This window comes from Psychrobacillus sp. NPDC096623, assembly GCF_044762655.1.
Taxonomy (GTDB): Bacteria; Bacillota; Bacilli; order Bacillales_A; family Planococcaceae; genus Psychrobacillus.
Genome location: NZ_JBIWER010000003.1, coordinates 202,792 through 218,545, shown reverse-complemented (window position 1 = coordinate 218,545; position 15,754 = coordinate 202,792). Strand labels below are relative to the sequence as shown.

The window sequence follows — 15,754 nt, the reverse complement described above, 5'->3', positions numbered from 1 at the left end:
ACTATAGGGCTGAATGTTTGCAGTTAGCAAGCTTATTTAGGGTGGACTTTACAAGTCCCTCTTTTTTTTTATACAATATAGTTTATATACTATTTTAGAAATAAAAAACGAAATCAGGTGAGTTGGCATGGCTAAAGATCAAGTGAAGACGGCAGAAGATGTGTTTGAAACACTCTTTACTTATATGAATGAGGAGCATGTGAACTTTGTTAAGAAAGCTTACGCGCTAGCGGAGCATGCACATAGAGAACAATTCCGAAACTCGGGTGAACCTTATATTCTACATCCAATTCAAGTAGCCGGTATTCTTGCTGATTTACAAATGGATCCAGAAACCGTTGCTGCTGGTTTTTTACATGATGTGGTAGAAGATACAGAATACACTCGTGAAGATATAGTAGAACAATTTAACGAAGAAGTGGCCCTGTTAGTAGAGGGCGTTACAAAATTAGGTAAGATTAAGTACATGTCTAAAGAAGAACAGCAGGCCGAAAATCATAGGAAAATGTTTATAGCAATGGCGCAAGATATCCGTATAATCCTTATAAAGCTTGCCGATCGTTTACATAATATGCGTACTTTGAAGCATCTACCAGAAGAAAAGCAGCGTAGAATCTCCAATGAAACCTTAGAAATATTTGCACCACTTGCTCATCGTCTTGGTATTTCAGCAGTCAAGTGGGAGCTAGAGGATACTGCATTACGGTATTTAAATCCTCAGCAATATTATCGAATAGTTAATTTTATGAAGAAGAAACGTACAGAACGTGAATCCTATCTAAATAATGTGATGGAAGATATTCGAAAACAGCTAAGTGAAATGGAAGTTGAAGCTGATATATCTGGTCGTCCAAAGCATATTTATAGTATTTATCGTAAAATGATCGTCCAAAACAAACAATTTAATGAAATCTATGATTTACTAGCAATGCGAATCATCGTAGATAGCATTAAAGATTGTTATGCCGTTCTAGGTGTTATTCATACGCTTTGGAAGCCTATGCCTGGGCGTTTCAAGGATTACATCGCGATGCCTAAACAGAATTTATACCAATCTTTGCATACAACTGTTATTGGTCCAAATGGAGAGCCTTTAGAAGTTCAAATCCGCACGGAGGAAATGCATAATATTGCGGAATTCGGTGTCGCTGCTCACTGGGCTTATAAAGAAGGTAAAAAAGTAGAAGCCGATAAAAAAACAATTGATTCGCAACTAACTTGGTTTAGAGAAATTTTAGAATATCAGCATGAATCTTCGAACGCAGAAGAATTTATGGAATCCTTAAAGTTTGATCTATTCTCAGATATGGTTTATGTTTTCACACCAAAAGGTGACGTTGTAGAACTACCTGCAAGCTCTGTTCCAATAGATTTTGCTTACCGAGTACATTCAGAAGTTGGAAATAAAACAATCGGTGCAAAAGTTAACGGTAAAATGGTTCCACTAGATACAAAGCTAAAAACAGGGGACATCATAGAAGTGTTAACTTCCAAACAATCATTTGGTCCGAGTAGAGACTGGATTAAAATAGCCCAATCTTCTCAAGCAAAAAATAAGATAAAACAGTTCTTTAAGAAGCAGGTTCGTGATGAGAACGTTATTAAAGGAAAAGAACAAATAGAAAAAGAAATTAAATTCCAAAATTTTGATATTAAAGAAGTACTAACAAATGAAAATATAAAAAGAGTATGTGATAAATACGCATTTACGGGTGAAGAAGACTTATATGCAGCTGTAGGTTTTAATGGTATTACTGCACAACAAGTAGTGAATCGCTTAGCGGAAAAAATGCGGAAGATACGAGATCAGGAAGAAGCATTAGAGAAGATAACAACTGAAATGCAGGCTCCCACGGTTAATAAGACAACAGAGTCAGGTGTGATTGTTAAGGGAATTGAGAATATGCTAATTCGCTTATCGCGCTGCTGTAGCCCCGTCCCAGGGGATGAAATAGTCGGATTTATAACAAAAGGGCGTGGAGTTTCAGTTCATCGCGCAGACTGTCCAAATGTTCACAACGATAACACTAATTCTCGGATTATTGAAGTTGAATGGGTAAGATCAGATACAACAACCAAAAAAGAGTATCAAGTGGATATTGAAGTATCTGCATATGATCGTTCTGGCTTGTTAAATGAAGTTTTACAAGTAGTAAATGAATCTAAAACGAATATTGCTGCGGTAACTGGTAAATCAGAAAATGATATTGCGATAATTCATTTAACTATTCTTATTTCAAATACTGCTCACTTAAACAGAATAGCAGATCGTATTAAACAATTACCTGATATATATTCTGTACAACGAATTATCAATTAATTGCAAGAAAAGGAGTTTAACTTTTCATGAAAGTGTTACTGCAACTTTGTAAAAATGCAAGTGTTACAGTGGATGGACAAGTCACTGGTAAAATTGACAAAGGCTATTTATTGCTAGTAGGTATTACGTCAACAGATTCTGAAAAAGAAATAGATTATCTTGTAGAGAAAGTGGTTGGTCTTCGTCTATTTGAGGATGACCAAGGCAAAATGAACCATTCAATCGATCACGTGAATGGCGGTATATTGTCGGTTTCTCAATTTACTTTATACGCTGATACGAGAAAAGGCAGAAGACCGAGCTTTATAGAGGCAGCTAGACCAGAAATTGCTAAACCTTTATGGGAGCTTTTCAATGAAAAACTACAGGCGAAAGGCTTGCAAGTAGAAACGGGTGTATTTGGTGCAATGATGGACGTGACTTTTACGAATGATGGTCCAGTTACTATCATGTTAGAAGCATAACTAGAAAAAAGTTGTATAAATTACTCTTATACGGAGTAATTTGTACAACTTTTTTTCATAAATTAGGGTTAATCTAATTGAGCATCAAAGTAATTAATAATTCCATTATAAATACCATGTGTTGCTTGTTCACGGTAGTTTTGGGTAGTCACATTCCGTTCTTCAGAAGGATTACTTAAATACCCTAACTCGATTAAAATAGCTTTCTGTCTATTTTCTCGTAACACTAAATAATCTCCTGGTTGTGTCCCTCGATTTTTTAAGGAAATCATTTTACTAAGCCCATTATGGACATACTTAGCGAGCTCTTTTTGGTAGCTATGCATATAGTATGTTGTAAAACCTCTAACCGAACTATTATCGATCGCGTCATAATGAAGGCTAATGAATGCATCCGCATCGACTTGGTGTCCAATAGATACACGTTTACGGAGCTCTACATATTCGTCCGATTGCCTTGTTAGAATCACATTAGCACCAGCTGCTTGTAATTTGGATGAAAGCAATTCTGAAGTGAGTAACGTAATATCTTTTTCATCTGTTCCGAGTGCACCTGTTGTCCCACGGTCATTCCCGCCATGTCCTGCATCGATGACAATAGTTAGCCCTTTTAAAGTGCCTTTTTTACGAGTGATATCCTTTTTTTTCTCTGTTTCTTTATTGTTATTATCTTTAAATGTTTCAATAATGTTAGATGTAGTGGATGATGCAGAAACTAGCCAACTTGCAACATAAGCAGTTTGATCATTTATTTTTACTTTATACCAATCATTTACTTTTTCAGCAACCGGAAATGTAGTGCCGGCATCAGCCCTAGTGATTACTTCACTATTGGTTGTGCTTTCGGAACGGAGGTTTGTTCCATTATAGAGAATAGTAATAGTGCCGTTTTTTTCTACGGATTTAGTTGTTTCAGGACTCGATAATGTTCCATAAAAACTGTACAACCATCCTTCGTCTCCGTTTTCTAGTTCAACTTTCACCCAATTATGAACCGAGTCAATAACAGGAAATTTATCACCCTTATAGGCCTTTCCTATTTTCTTGGAAGTTAAATCGGCTTTAGACCGAACATTTAGTGCATTGACTGAAACCTCAAATATATTTTCACTTGAAGGCAAGGACGTATCTTTGTTTTTTGTTTGCTCTGTTATAGTAATATAGGATTGATTTATCCAACCTTTTCTACCTTGAAAGTCTATTTCAATCCAATCCGCTTGAGATCTGTACGCATTCGCAGAATCGCCCTCTTGTAATTGACCAATAACTGCGGAAGAGGTTGTAGGTTCTGTACGTACATTTAAACGATTTACCTTTGAAATAATTTGTTTGTTCGTAAACTCAAGAGATTCCTTTGTTGTGTACCAACTAGCAACCCACCCAGTGGTACTTCCAAAATTAATTTGAAGCCAATCATTTTCTTTGCCGATTACGTTTAATTTGTCATTTTTTGTAACAGCACCGATCGTATCATATGTTATACCGGGACCTGATCTTACTTTTAATGAAGTTACATTTACGCTAACTTCATTTTCCTGGGCGTCTGCTTGTAAGTATGGCATAAGTAAAAATGCAGATAAAAAAATTATGGTCATTTTATGTATTATTTTAGCGTTCATTGAATCACCTCTATTCTCATTGTAAATAGTCTAGCGAAAAAATTCTACCTTTTCTTCAAAAGGGTTGACTTATTTGTCTTACGTCATTAAGATAAAGTATAATCAAAAACTAAAACAAACCGATGACCGAAAAAGTAGCTGTTTAAAACGAATGATAAGAGAGGGAAAGACGTGGCTGAAATCTTTCCTGCATACGCATTCAGTGAACAACATTCGAGAGGATTTTTGTCGAAAGAGATTTTTCTTTAGTAGGCAGAAACGGAACTGGCCGTTATCCAGAATCGAGAGGGTCATTATTTATGACCAACTAGGGTGGAACCGCGGAAGCTTATATAAGCTCTCGTCCCTTGCTATTTTTAGCAGGGGATGAGGGCTTTTTTATATGTTTAGCTTCAGCACCCAGTCCTCGAGGTCGCTTTTAGTTCCTCGTTTGAAAGCTGGAAAGATGCTTTCGATTCGGACCTGAGAGCAGCTTCTTGGGTCTAAGCAGGGCGCTTAAGCTTTTCTATTATGCATTCAAGAAAGGGGCAATTGCCATGGATATTAAAGTACCTAGAGGAACACAAGACATTTTGCCAGCAGAAACTGGTAAATGGCAAGCAGTTGAAGAACTAATTAGAGAACAATGTCGTATGTATCAGTACAAAGAAATTAGAACCCCTGTTTTTGAGCATACTGATTTATTTACTAGAAGTGTTGGAGATACGACGGATATTGTTCAAAAAGAAATGTACACATTCCAAGACAGAGGAAATCGTTCCCTTACATTGCGTCCGGAAGGCACGGCGTCAACTGTAAGAGCGTTTGTTGAACATAAAATGTTCGGTTATCCAGATCAGCCTGTGAAGCTTTATTATATGGGACCAATGTTCCGCTACGAACGTCAACAAGCAGGCAGATATCGCCAATTTGTACAGTTTGGGATTGAAGCAATTGGAAGTGCAGATCCAGCTATTGATGCGGAAGTTATTTCTTTAGCAATGTCAGTCTATCAAAACGCAGGATTGAAGAAGCTAAAACTAGTGATTAATTCCCTTGGGGACACAGAAAGTCGAGTGGCACACAAAGCAGCATTAGTTGCTCACTTCGAACCACATATTGAAGAGTTTTGCTCAGACTGTCAAAATAGATTACAAAAAAATCCATTACGTATTTTGGATTGTAAGGTAGATCGTGATCACCAGTTGATGAAAACGGCACCTTCTTTAGCAGATTTTTTAAATGAAGAATCGGCTGCTTATTTCGAAAAAGTAAAAGAATACTTAACAATTTTAAATATTCCGTTTGAGATAGATCCTAATTTAGTGCGTGGCTTAGATTATTATAACCATACTGCATTTGAAATTATGAGTGCAGCTGAAGGCTTTGGCGCAATTACAACGCTTGCTGGTGGTGGAAGATATAACGGATTAGTGGAAGAACTAGGTGGACCTGATGCACCTGGAATCGGCTTTGCTATGAGTATTGAAAGATTATTGTTAGCTATTGCAGCAGAAAATAATGAATGGTCCGAGGTATCTACATTAGATGTCTACGTAATTGGTTTAGGAGAAGCTGCAAAGAAAAAAGCAGTAGAGCTCACGTATCAGTTAAGACAGCATAAAATTACTGCAGAGATGGATTATTTAGATCGTAAAATGAAAACTCAAATGAAATCAGCTGATCGTCTAAAAGCAAAATATGTATTAGTAATCGGTGATGATGAATTAGAAAAAGATAGTGCGATGTTAAAGGATTTATCAACTGGAAATCAAGAATTAGTACCATTCAGTTCATTAATAGATCAAATAAAGACTAGTTCAACAAAGTTGGAGGCAGAGGAACAATGAGTAGAACACATACAAGTGGACAATTAAATGAACAACAAATCGGCGAGTCAGTCGAACTTATCGGATGGGTACAAAAAAGAAGAGACTTAGGTGGTTTAATATTTGTTGATGTACGTGATCGCACAGGGCTAGTACAAGTAGTTTTTAATCCGGAGATTTCCGATTCAGCTATTCAAATTGCAGATAAATTACGTAATGAATTTATTGTAGAAGTAAAAGGTACTGTAGTTGCTCGAGCTGCAAACCAAGTGAACAAAAATATTTCTTCTGGGGCAATTGAAGTACATGCTACGGAGGCTCGCATTATTAACGAAGCTAAAAATCCACCGTTTACGATAGAAAACCAAACAGATGCTGGGGAAGATATTCGTTTAAAATATCGTTACTTAGATTTAAGAAGACCAGAAATGTATGATACTTTCAAAATGCGTTCAGATATTACGAAAACGGTTAGACGCTTTTTAGATGATGAAGGATTCTTAGAAGTGGAAACACCTATTTTAACGAAATCTACCCCTGAAGGAGCACGCGACTATTTAGTACCAAGTCGAGTTCATGATGGAGAATTCTATGCACTTCCTCAATCACCACAGTTGTTCAAGCAACTGCTTATGGTTGGAGGTTTTGAAAAATACTATCAAATTGCGCGCTGTTTCCGTGATGAAGATTTACGTGCAGACCGTCAACCAGAATTCACTCAAATCGATATGGAAATGAGTTTCCTTTCGATGGATGAAATTTTGGAAATGAACGAGCGTATGATGAAAAAGATTATGAAGGATGTTAAAGGCGTAGACGTAACGATTCCTTTCAACCGCATGAATTATGACGAGGCGATGAATCGCTTTGGATCAGATAAACCGGATGTTCGTTTTGGGTTAGAACTAGTTGATCTTTCGGAATTAGTGAAAGACAGCTCATTCAAAGTTTTCGCTTCCGCTGTGGAGGCCGGTGGTCAAGTAAAAGCTATTAATGTGAAAGGTGCAGCTGCGAACTATTCTCGTAAAGATATTGACGCACTTGGAGAATTCGCAGCAGTTTATGGTGCAAAAGGGCTTGCTTGGTTGAAAGTGGACGAAGAAGGTTTGAAAGGTCCAATTGCTAAGTTCTTCGAAGGGGAAGCAGCTTCAAGTCTAATTCAAACATTGGAGGCAACAGCGGGAGACTTATTATTATTTGTTGCTGATAGAAAATCAGTTGTAGCAGATGCATTAGGTGCATTGCGTTTAAAACTTGGAAAAGATCTTGGGTTAATTGATGAATCACGTTTTGAATTCTTATGGGTAGTTAACTGGCCTTTATTCGAATACGATGAAAAAGAAGGACGCTATTATGCGGCACACCATCCATTCACAAGACCGTTTGACGAGGACCTTCCTTTAATGGATAGTGATCCTAGCAAAGTACGTGCTCAAGCGTATGATTTAGTATTGAATGGCTATGAATTGGGTGGAGGGTCTTTACGTATCTATTCTAGAGACGTTCAAGAAAAAATGTTTGCAGTTCTTGGTTTTTCAGATGAGGAAGCGAAGGCTCAATTTGGTTTCCTAATGGAAGCCTTTGAATATGGGACACCTCCACACGGGGGAGTTGCATTTGGATTAGATAGATTAGTGATGCTTCTTTCAGGAAGAACTAATCTACGTGATACAATTGCATTCCCGAAAACAGCAAGTGCAAGTGATTTATTAACATCTGCACCTAGCCCAGTGGCCGAGGCTCAGTTAGATGAGCTAAGCTTGAGCTTGAAATTAAAGACAACAAAATAATTTTAGAAGGATTCATCGTGTTATCATTGCGATGAATCCTTTTTTTTAAATTTAGTTCAAAAAATACCCCTAAGCACTGGGATCAATATACTTTTTAGAATAAAAAATACTACTGATTTCCGTTACTGGTGGACGCGTTTCACGGGGTGAGCGATGAGCTATCACCGTCGCTACCGCGCCGCTGTGATTTCTCATCTGTCTCACTCATCCCGCTGAAGTCGCCACCTTTCACTCCAATCAATTAATGACTACTACTACACGAAAGATTTTGCATAGCTTATGGCTACATAAAAAGATTGGTCAAATTTTAGTGATCAATAATTACTTGTAATCTTTTTTGAATTTGGATTGTTGTCCAATGATAGATGTAGAAAGCAAACCTTAATTTTTATGATGAAGATAGAGTAAGACCGCTTATTTTATGTGATATTGTATACACTTTAATTATATTATTAAGAGGTTTTTGTAGATTGTAGCGCAGGTCGGCGACTCCAGTGGGGTAGCACGAGGGAGAGACTACAGGCTCGAGCCGTGCATAACTAGTTGCTCGGTTTTTTTTAGAACTTAATAAAAGTTGTGATACTTACATATAATTTCTATAGTACATATTCTTTTATTAAAGAGGGGTAGAAGGAACTGATTATTGAGAAGGCGCTATTGTTTATTATCATACTTAGATTACTTTCGGGAAGTATTGAGTTATCCGCAGCAATGCTCATGATCAAATTTAATGACTTAGAAAAAGCATTTTATATTAACTCCCTACTAGCATTAGTAGGTCCAGTAGTCTTAATAGTCACAACTGGCATAGGCTTAACGGGTTTATCTGAAAAAATATCGTTAACAAGAATGGTCTGCTTATTTGCTGGTATACTGCTCATTCTTTATAGCTTAAAATCAAATTGAAATATAAAATGGACTGGTTAGCATAGAGCTTTCCAGTCCATTAATTTTAAGCATTATGATGTTGTCCTTCGATTTCTTCTACTTTTATAAGTTTCATCGCAAGAAAAAAGAGGAGAATTCCAATTATGCCAGCAACAATATAACTAATATTAAGGTAATTTTTCATCACTAGCGACATGATTGGTGGACCAGCCGCAACACCGATGAATCTTGCAGAACTATAAAAAGAAGAGATTGTGCCCCGTTCTTCTTTTTTTATATTTTCAGTAATTAGTGCGTCTAATACCGGTAGCAAGGCACCAATGGCCATACCCATCAAACTTGTCACGATTAATAAGAGGATCAATTTTTCTTTTGTAAAACCTATAAATACCACACTAATAGACATGATTATTAAACAAATCATAGTCATTTTTTTCATAGTAGATACATTTCCTTTAATATTTCGACCAGTTATAAAAGAAGCGATACAAAGCATAAGAAGTGGAATGGCTATCACGAATCCTTTTTTTATCCCTTTTATATTATGTGTTTTTTCAAGCATTTCGGACAAGAAAAATAACACGCCGAATAATAGAAGCATAACAAAAGCACCGTTTATAAATACAGTTAATAGCCATTTACATTCTTTTTTAAATGTTTTTTTAGTGTTACTTAAAAAGTCTTTGAATTTAATTGGTTCATCTTTCTCTTTTGGTACTTTTACAAAGAAAAATATCAATAGGATGGAAATTAAACTAAAAATTGATATTGAAAAGAAAGGTAAAAACCATAATACTGCTGCCAAAACCGATCCTAGAATAGGACTTAACACCTTTCCAAAGGTGTTAGAGGTTTCTATAATCCCCAGACAGGAACTGGTTTTTTCATCGTCATCCTTATATAAATCTCCGACCAGTGGCAATACTATTGGCATTGCACCAGCAGCACCCATTCCTTGAAGGATTCTTCCGATGATAATCCAAATAAAGGGGTCGTCCATTTTCCATGAAGCAAAACCCGCAATAATACCGCCAATTAGTGCTAAAATTAGGCTAGGTAAAATGACGACCTTTCTCCCGAAACGATCAGATAGATATCCTGCAACAGGTATTAGAAAAATAGCTGCAATGGAATAGCTAGTAATAATCATACTGGACTGGAAGGAACTAATACCTACCTTTTTTTCTAAAACAGGTAAGATTGGAATCAGCATGGAATTGCCAAGTGTCATGACGAGTGGTATAGAGGCCATACTTATAACACACCATATACTTACATTGTCAGTTTGATTACTATTTTTTATCATTTGCACACCTCAACTAATGATCTTTAAGGTATGTTTTCCTATGGGGATTACAATATACGTTCAACTAGTTTTTAAAACAGTGCATAGAACGCTTGCATGCCAAAATAGATCCCGAAACCAATCATACATAAAGAAGAAATAAATGAAATGGCTTTTAAAACCGGAGTCGATAACAAATTTCGTGAACTACTTGATAAGAAAGCCATTATAAAATCTACAAATCCAATTCCAAGTAATATGGCTAGGCTTATAATAATGGTTTCAATACCAGATATTTGACCTCCGCCACTTACTAAAATAGAGCCGTAAATTCCAAGCCAAAATAGAATTGTTAATGGATTCAAAAAAGCCATTAGCAAACCAGCCAGTAGAGAGTGCCGTAAACGAACAACCTTTCGAAATTTTGGATCCATAGAAATATTGTTTAGCGTCATTAAGTTTTCGATTCCTGTGTACATAAGCACAAAAAAGCCGAAACACCATAAAAATATTCGCATATACGGAGAATCAATAAATTGACCAACTCCAAAATAAACCAAGAGCATATAAATAATATCTGTAACAATTGCCCCCATCCCAAAAAACCATGCATGGAAAAAACCATTTTTTATTCCGGTATTTAGGAGTGTCGCTTTAACAGGTCCAATTGGTGCTGCCAAGGAGATTCCTAACAAGAAATATGTACTTAAAGAATTCATTCATTTCCTCCATTTTTCGTGTATGATGAATCTTATTCACGATGGACTATCCTTACAACTGAAGGAGCTAAATATTATTTAAGGTTAATTAAACCAAAATAATTCTATTTACCTATTATTCAGAATAGTTAGTAAAATGGACGACAAAATGATTGATGTTTCGATATTGATGTGCTATTATACAAATAACACGAATCCTGATGTGTTCGCAATTTGCCAATCAGTTTTGACCGAACAATTATATCGTTGGGAGTCTAACTTTTATTATGAATGACATGCCCTTAATAGGGACGCCAGAATTAATAAAGAGGACACCCACCTGCAACTTGCGGGTTCAAAACGATACGCTCTATTTGTCGGCACGATTGGGATTCGTATCATTTTTTAAATATCCCTCTAGCAATTTTGCTGGAGGGTTTTTCATGGGATTTTATTATCCTACTAATCTGATTTAAATGGAGTGTTTTTTATGTTACATCAATTTTCAAGAAATGAACTTGCAGTAGGTAAAGAGGGTATAGAATTACTAAAAAATACAACAGTGGCTATATTAGGTGTGGGTGGAGTTGGTTCCTTTGCAGCAGAAGCTTGTGCTAGAAGTGGTGTGGGCAGAATTATATTAGTAGATAAGGATAATGTCGACATAACGAATATAAACCGCCAGCTAGTAGCTTACATATCAACAATTGGGCGTTCAAAATCAGAAGTAATGAAGGAACGAATTGCCGACATTAATCCTGAATGTGAAGTTATCGATATGCATATGTTTTATACAGAAGAAACGTATGAACAATTTTTTGCGATGAATATTGATTATGTAATTGATGCATCTGATACGATCATTTATAAGATTCACTTGATGAAAGAATGCTTAAAACGTAATATTAAAATTATTTCAAGTATGGGTGCTGCCAATAAAACAGATCCAACTCGTTTTAAGATTGCCGATATTTCTAAAACTCATACAGATCCAATTGCAAGAGTTATACGTGCGAAGCTTCGTAAAGAAGATCATATAACAAAGGGTATAACGGTTGTATTTTCCGATGAAAGTCCAATTATTGTACGAGAAGATGTAGTTGGAACAGTTGGCAAACCAGAAGCAGCTATTAGAAAAGCAAAAATGCCACCTTCGTCTAACGCATTTGTTCCGTCTACAGTCGGTTTGATATGTGCAAGCTGGGTAATAAATGACATATCAAAAAATATTCACATAAATCGTGTAAAGTAATTGCTTGAAGTTTTTTCCTGATGATTTATACTAATTGTATGTATACAAGGAGGGGAAATACAATGACTGAAACAAATAACCAAGAAACACCAAAAAAGAAAATGACGCTTCAAGAAGCAGTTAAGCAAAAGCTTGAAGAAAAAAAGAATCAATCTACAGGTAATAAAAATTCCCTTAACGGTTCTACTGGAAATCAGAAAATGAAAAGCCAACAAACTAAGAAGGTAAGTAATACTAGACGTAAAATGGGTGTATAATTATCTCTTCTTTTTAGTCAAGTAAATATTAGTTCTTCGATGAGCTTTGCGCAGGAGCAAACCAAAAAAGTAAGTATTACAAGACGTAAAATGGGTGTTTAAACCATAAAAAATCCAGTCCCTTTTTAAGGTGACTGGATTTTTTGAAAGATAAGAAAGTATAAAAAATGTTCCGTGAATACTGGGTTATAGGATTATTTAGGATGAATAATCCTATAATTTCTCTTACAGCAGCAGGTCGATGACTCCAGTGGGAAAGCACGAGGGAGAGACTATAGGCTCGAGCCGTGCCCACGGAAAGCTTCCGACCGAAGTGAAAATCAACGGAATCTCTACGTTTTTGACTTTAAAAGACCGGGCGTCTTTTGCCCCGGTCTTTCTTATTTATTTTTCTATTTTAAATTTCTCTAATCGATTATATATAGCGGCCAATCTTTTTTCTTCTCCAGCTTCAATTGGTTTGTAAAATGTACTGCCGACAAGATTATCTGGAAGATAGGTTTGGTTGACCCAGCCTCCAAACGTACCGATTTTAAAATCATGCGGATAAATATAACCACCATGCCCTAAATCAGCAGCTCCAGCATAATGTGTATCTTTTAAATGACTTGGAATATCTCCGGTTTTTCCTTGATGGATACTATTGATGGCAGCGTCCAATGCTTGATAAGCTGAATTGGATTTTTCTGATAAACACATTAGTACAACTGCATTGGCTAAAGGAATTCTTGCTTCTGGTAATCCTAATCGCTCTGCAGATTGAATAGCTGCTAACACTTGTGGTCCAACAGATGGATTAGCAAGTCCAATATCTTCATAGCTCATCACCAGTAATCGTCTGGATACGGCTACTAAATCTCCATTTTCCAATAAGTGTGCTAAATAATAGAGAGCAGCATCCGTATCACTACCACGGACAGATTTTTGAAGTGCTGAGAGCAAATTGTAAAAGTGAGAGCCTTTTTTATCCCCGAACACACCAACCCGATCTACAAGGCTTTTTAAGGTGGAATCCTCAACAATCGTTACTCCATTTTCTTCAAAACTTGCAAAAATAGTAGATTCTAATAATGTCAAAGCCTTTCTAGCATCACCGTTTGCTGCGTCGGCGATTAGTTTTCTTTGAGCCTCGGTAATTTGAATATTCATTTGACCAAGACCCTTTATCTTATCTTCTAACGCTCTTTTTAAAAGTAAATCTATGTCATCAGTTGTCAGTCTTTTTAGTTGTTTGATCTCTCCGCAACGTGACCTAATCGCTGGGTTTACATCGTGAAAGGGGTTTTCTGTTGTTGCACCGATTAAAATAATCGATCCATTTTCTACATGGGGAAGCAATGTATCCTGTTGCAGCTTATTGAAACGATGAATTTCGTCTAGGAATAGAATTACTTTTCCGCTAATACGTGCATCAGCTACTACATCTTCTACATCTTTTTTTCCAGCTTTAGTTGCATTTAATGCGACGAAGGGAAGTTTTGTCGTACCGGCTATGGCAAAAGCTAGGGAAGTTTTGCCAACTCCGGGGTCGCCGTATAGAAGCATAGACGGTACATGTCCATTTTTTATCATTTTATATAAAGCGGTATTTTCTCCTATAACATGCTGTTGACCAGCGAGTTCGTCTATAGTTTGAGGTCTCATTCGATATGCTAAAGGTTCGTTTTGCAACATGATCTCTCCTTTTTTCGTACGTTTGTTCTTTTATTATATAGAAGATTGTCTCAAAAGTCATTTTGAAGTCGATATACCGTGTAATTATGCTATACTAGGGAAAGAATTTTTTTAATCTTATGAGGTGAATTATATTGAAATTTTCAACAAAGGGAAGATACGGTTTAACGATAATGGTGGCTCTAGGAAAGCAATATGGAGAGGGTCCTATTGCCCTAAGACAAATTGCTGGAGAATATAATTTGTCTGAAGCGTATTTAGAGCAGATTGTATCACCTCTTAGAAATGCAGGACTAGTGAAGAGTGTAAGGGGAGCATATGGTGGTTATATGCTATCAAAAATACCTAGTGAAATTACGGCAGGAGATGTTATTCGAGTTTTGGAAGGTCCAATTCAAATCGTTGAGGGAATTGAAGAGGAAGCACCGCCACAGCGAGAATTATGGATGCGTATACGAGACGCGGTAAAAAATGTACTGGATACAACTACGATTGAAGACCTTGCAAAATATACTGAAAACGATCCGGGGAACGCTGGATATATGTTTTATATATAAGGAGTTTAAAATGACTAGAATATATTTGGATCATGCAGCTACAACACCGATGGCCGAAGAAGTAATTCAAGTCTATACAGCTGAAATGAAGGACGAGTACGGAAATCCATCTAGCATCCATCAAACAGGTAGAAAAGCAAGAAAAAAAGTGGATGATGCTAGAACGATTTTAGCTAAAAGTATTGGAGCCCATGAAACGGAAATTACCATTACTAGCGGTGGTACAGAAGCAGATAATTACGCTATTTTTGGCACAGCATACGCTAGACAGAACGAAGGTAAGCATATTATTACAACACAAATCGAACATCATGCCGTGCTTCACGCTTGTGAGCAGCTTGAAAAAGATGGGTTTGAAGTAACGTACCTACCCGTAAATGAAAATGGATTAATCAGTATAGATGACTTGAAAAGTTCGCTTAGAAAAGATACTATTTTAGTTTCCATTATGTTTGCAAATAATGAGGTAGGCGTTGTTCAACCAATCGAGGAAATTGGAGAGCTATTGAAGGATCACATAGCCTATTTCCATACAGATGCTGTACAAGCATTTGGAAGTTTGACAATAGATGTTCACAAAGCACAAATTGATTTACTAAGTGTTTCCAGTCATAAAATCAATGGACCTAAAGGGATAGGTTTTTTATATCAGCGAAAAGGTGTTATGCTTAAGCCCATTTTTTACGGTGGCCAGCAGGAACGAAAAAAACGGGCAGGAACGGAAAATGTACCAGCTATTGTTGCATTTGCAAAGGCAGTCCAATTAAAACAAGCAGCTCTTACCGAAGGTTCTCTAGCTTATAATCAATTAAAACAAACTTTCTTGTCTGAGTTAAAGAGACTTGGAGTCCCTTTTAAAGTGAATGGCTCATATGAAACTGTGCTTCCGCATGTATTGAATATTAGTATTCCGAATACAGACGTGGAGACTTTTCTAGTGCAATTAGATTTAGCTGGAATTGACGCATCTAGCGGCTCTGCTTGTACTGCCGGTTCTATTGATCCGTCTCATGTACTAGTAGCGATGTTTGGAGAGAATACACCAGAGCTGCGAAATTCGGTCCGTTTTAGTTTCGGATTAAACAACACACTAGAGCAAGTGATAGAAGCAGCACATAAAATAAGCAAAATAGTTTTATAGA

The 15,754-nt window shown here is 36.7% G+C and carries 13 protein-coding genes, 1 other RNA gene and 1 other annotated feature; of the genes, 10 read left to right on the top strand and 4 right to left on the bottom strand.

The annotated features are described in order from the left end of the window. The first annotated feature begins 127 nt into the window (after nt 1-127). A complete protein-coding gene (locus ACIQX2_RS10585; protein ID WP_402849758.1) occupies nt 128-2,320 on the top strand; it encodes a RelA/SpoT family protein in 2,193 nt (730 codons plus the stop codon). A gap of 26 nt (nt 2,321-2,346) precedes the next feature. Next, nucleotides 2,347-2,784: a D-aminoacyl-tRNA deacylase gene (dtd, locus tag ACIQX2_RS10580; RefSeq protein WP_402849755.1), complete on the top strand. Its 438-nt coding sequence runs from the start codon at nt 2,347-2,349 to the stop codon at nt 2,782-2,784. Between the two features lie 68 nt (nt 2,785-2,852). On the opposite strand, the gene ACIQX2_RS10575 is transcribed toward dtd, so the two are convergent. Next, on the bottom strand, nt 2,853-4,403 hold the full coding sequence (locus tag ACIQX2_RS10575; RefSeq protein ID WP_402849753.1) for an N-acetylmuramoyl-L-alanine amidase family protein: 1,551 nt from the start codon (nt 4,401-4,403) through the stop codon (nt 2,853-2,855). Nucleotides 4,404-4,516: 113 nt separating this feature from the next. After that, nucleotides 4,517-4,754: a binding site (T-box leader), on the top strand. 185 nt (nt 4,755-4,939) lie between these two features. Between ACIQX2_RS10575 and hisS the strand changes: the two genes are divergently transcribed. The 3 genes from hisS to ACIQX2_RS10560 all read left to right on the top strand — a co-directional run bounded on the left by hisS (nt 4,940) and on the right by ACIQX2_RS10560 (nt 8,907). After that, the gene (hisS, locus tag ACIQX2_RS10570; RefSeq protein ID WP_402849750.1) at nt 4,940-6,232 is read left to right on the top strand and encodes a histidine--tRNA ligase; all 1,293 of its coding nucleotides are present in this window, start codon (nt 4,940-4,942) and stop codon (nt 6,230-6,232) included. Then, nucleotides 6,229-8,001: an aspartate--tRNA ligase gene (aspS, locus tag ACIQX2_RS10565; RefSeq protein WP_402849747.1), complete on the top strand. Its 1,773-nt coding sequence runs from the start codon at nt 6,229-6,231 to the stop codon at nt 7,999-8,001. Before hisS ends, aspS begins: the two co-directional genes overlap by 4 nt. Before the next feature lie 639 nt (nt 8,002-8,640). Then, entirely contained in the window at nt 8,641-8,907 is a 267-nt protein-coding gene (locus ACIQX2_RS10560) for a YqhV family protein (protein WP_402850518.1), read from the top strand. Between the two features lie 46 nt (nt 8,908-8,953). Here the strand turns inward: ACIQX2_RS10560 and ACIQX2_RS10555 are convergent, their stop codons facing one another. Together ACIQX2_RS10555 and ACIQX2_RS10550 are read right to left on the bottom strand one after the other, a co-directional pair. Then, a complete protein-coding gene (locus ACIQX2_RS10555) occupies nt 8,954-10,195 on the bottom strand; it encodes an MFS transporter (RefSeq protein ID WP_402849744.1) in 1,242 nt (413 codons plus the stop codon). 71 nt (nt 10,196-10,266) lie between these two features. Next, entirely contained in the window at nt 10,267-10,893 is a 627-nt protein-coding gene (locus tag ACIQX2_RS10550; RefSeq protein ID WP_402849741.1) for a LysE family transporter, read from the bottom strand. A gap of 191 nt (nt 10,894-11,084) precedes the next feature. Here ACIQX2_RS10550 and ssrS point away from each other — a divergent pair. The 3 genes from ssrS to ACIQX2_RS10535 all read left to right on the top strand — a co-directional run bounded on the left by ssrS (nt 11,085) and on the right by ACIQX2_RS10535 (nt 12,381). Next, nucleotides 11,085-11,269, top strand: a non-coding RNA gene (gene ssrS, locus ACIQX2_RS10545) — 6S RNA. Between the two features lie 93 nt (nt 11,270-11,362). Further along, on the top strand, nt 11,363-12,124 hold the full coding sequence (locus tag ACIQX2_RS10540; protein ID WP_402849738.1) for a tRNA threonylcarbamoyladenosine dehydratase: 762 nt from the start codon (nt 11,363-11,365) through the stop codon (nt 12,122-12,124). A gap of 62 nt (nt 12,125-12,186) precedes the next feature. Beyond that, nucleotides 12,187-12,381 carry a hypothetical protein gene (locus tag ACIQX2_RS10535; RefSeq protein ID WP_402849736.1) on the top strand — a complete coding sequence of 65 codons (195 nt, stop codon included), beginning with the start codon at nt 12,187-12,189 and terminating at the stop codon, nt 12,379-12,381. Between the two features lie 384 nt (nt 12,382-12,765). Here ACIQX2_RS10535 and ACIQX2_RS10530 read toward each other — a convergent pair whose 3' ends face one another. Further along, nucleotides 12,766-14,052, bottom strand: coding sequence for a replication-associated recombination protein A (locus ACIQX2_RS10530; protein WP_402849733.1), 1,287 nt, complete (start codon nt 14,050-14,052; stop codon nt 12,766-12,768). Between the two features lie 137 nt (nt 14,053-14,189). On the opposite strand from ACIQX2_RS10530, the gene cymR reads away from it, so the two are divergent. Continuing rightward, entirely contained in the window at nt 14,190-14,612 is a 423-nt protein-coding gene (gene cymR / locus ACIQX2_RS10525; protein WP_402849730.1) for a cysteine metabolism transcriptional regulator CymR, read from the top strand. Nucleotides 14,613-14,622: 10 nt separating this feature from the next. Beyond that, a complete protein-coding gene (locus ACIQX2_RS10520; protein ID WP_402849728.1) occupies nt 14,623-15,753 on the top strand; it encodes a cysteine desulfurase family protein in 1,131 nt (376 codons plus the stop codon). Nucleotide 15,754: the final 1 nt, after the last annotated feature.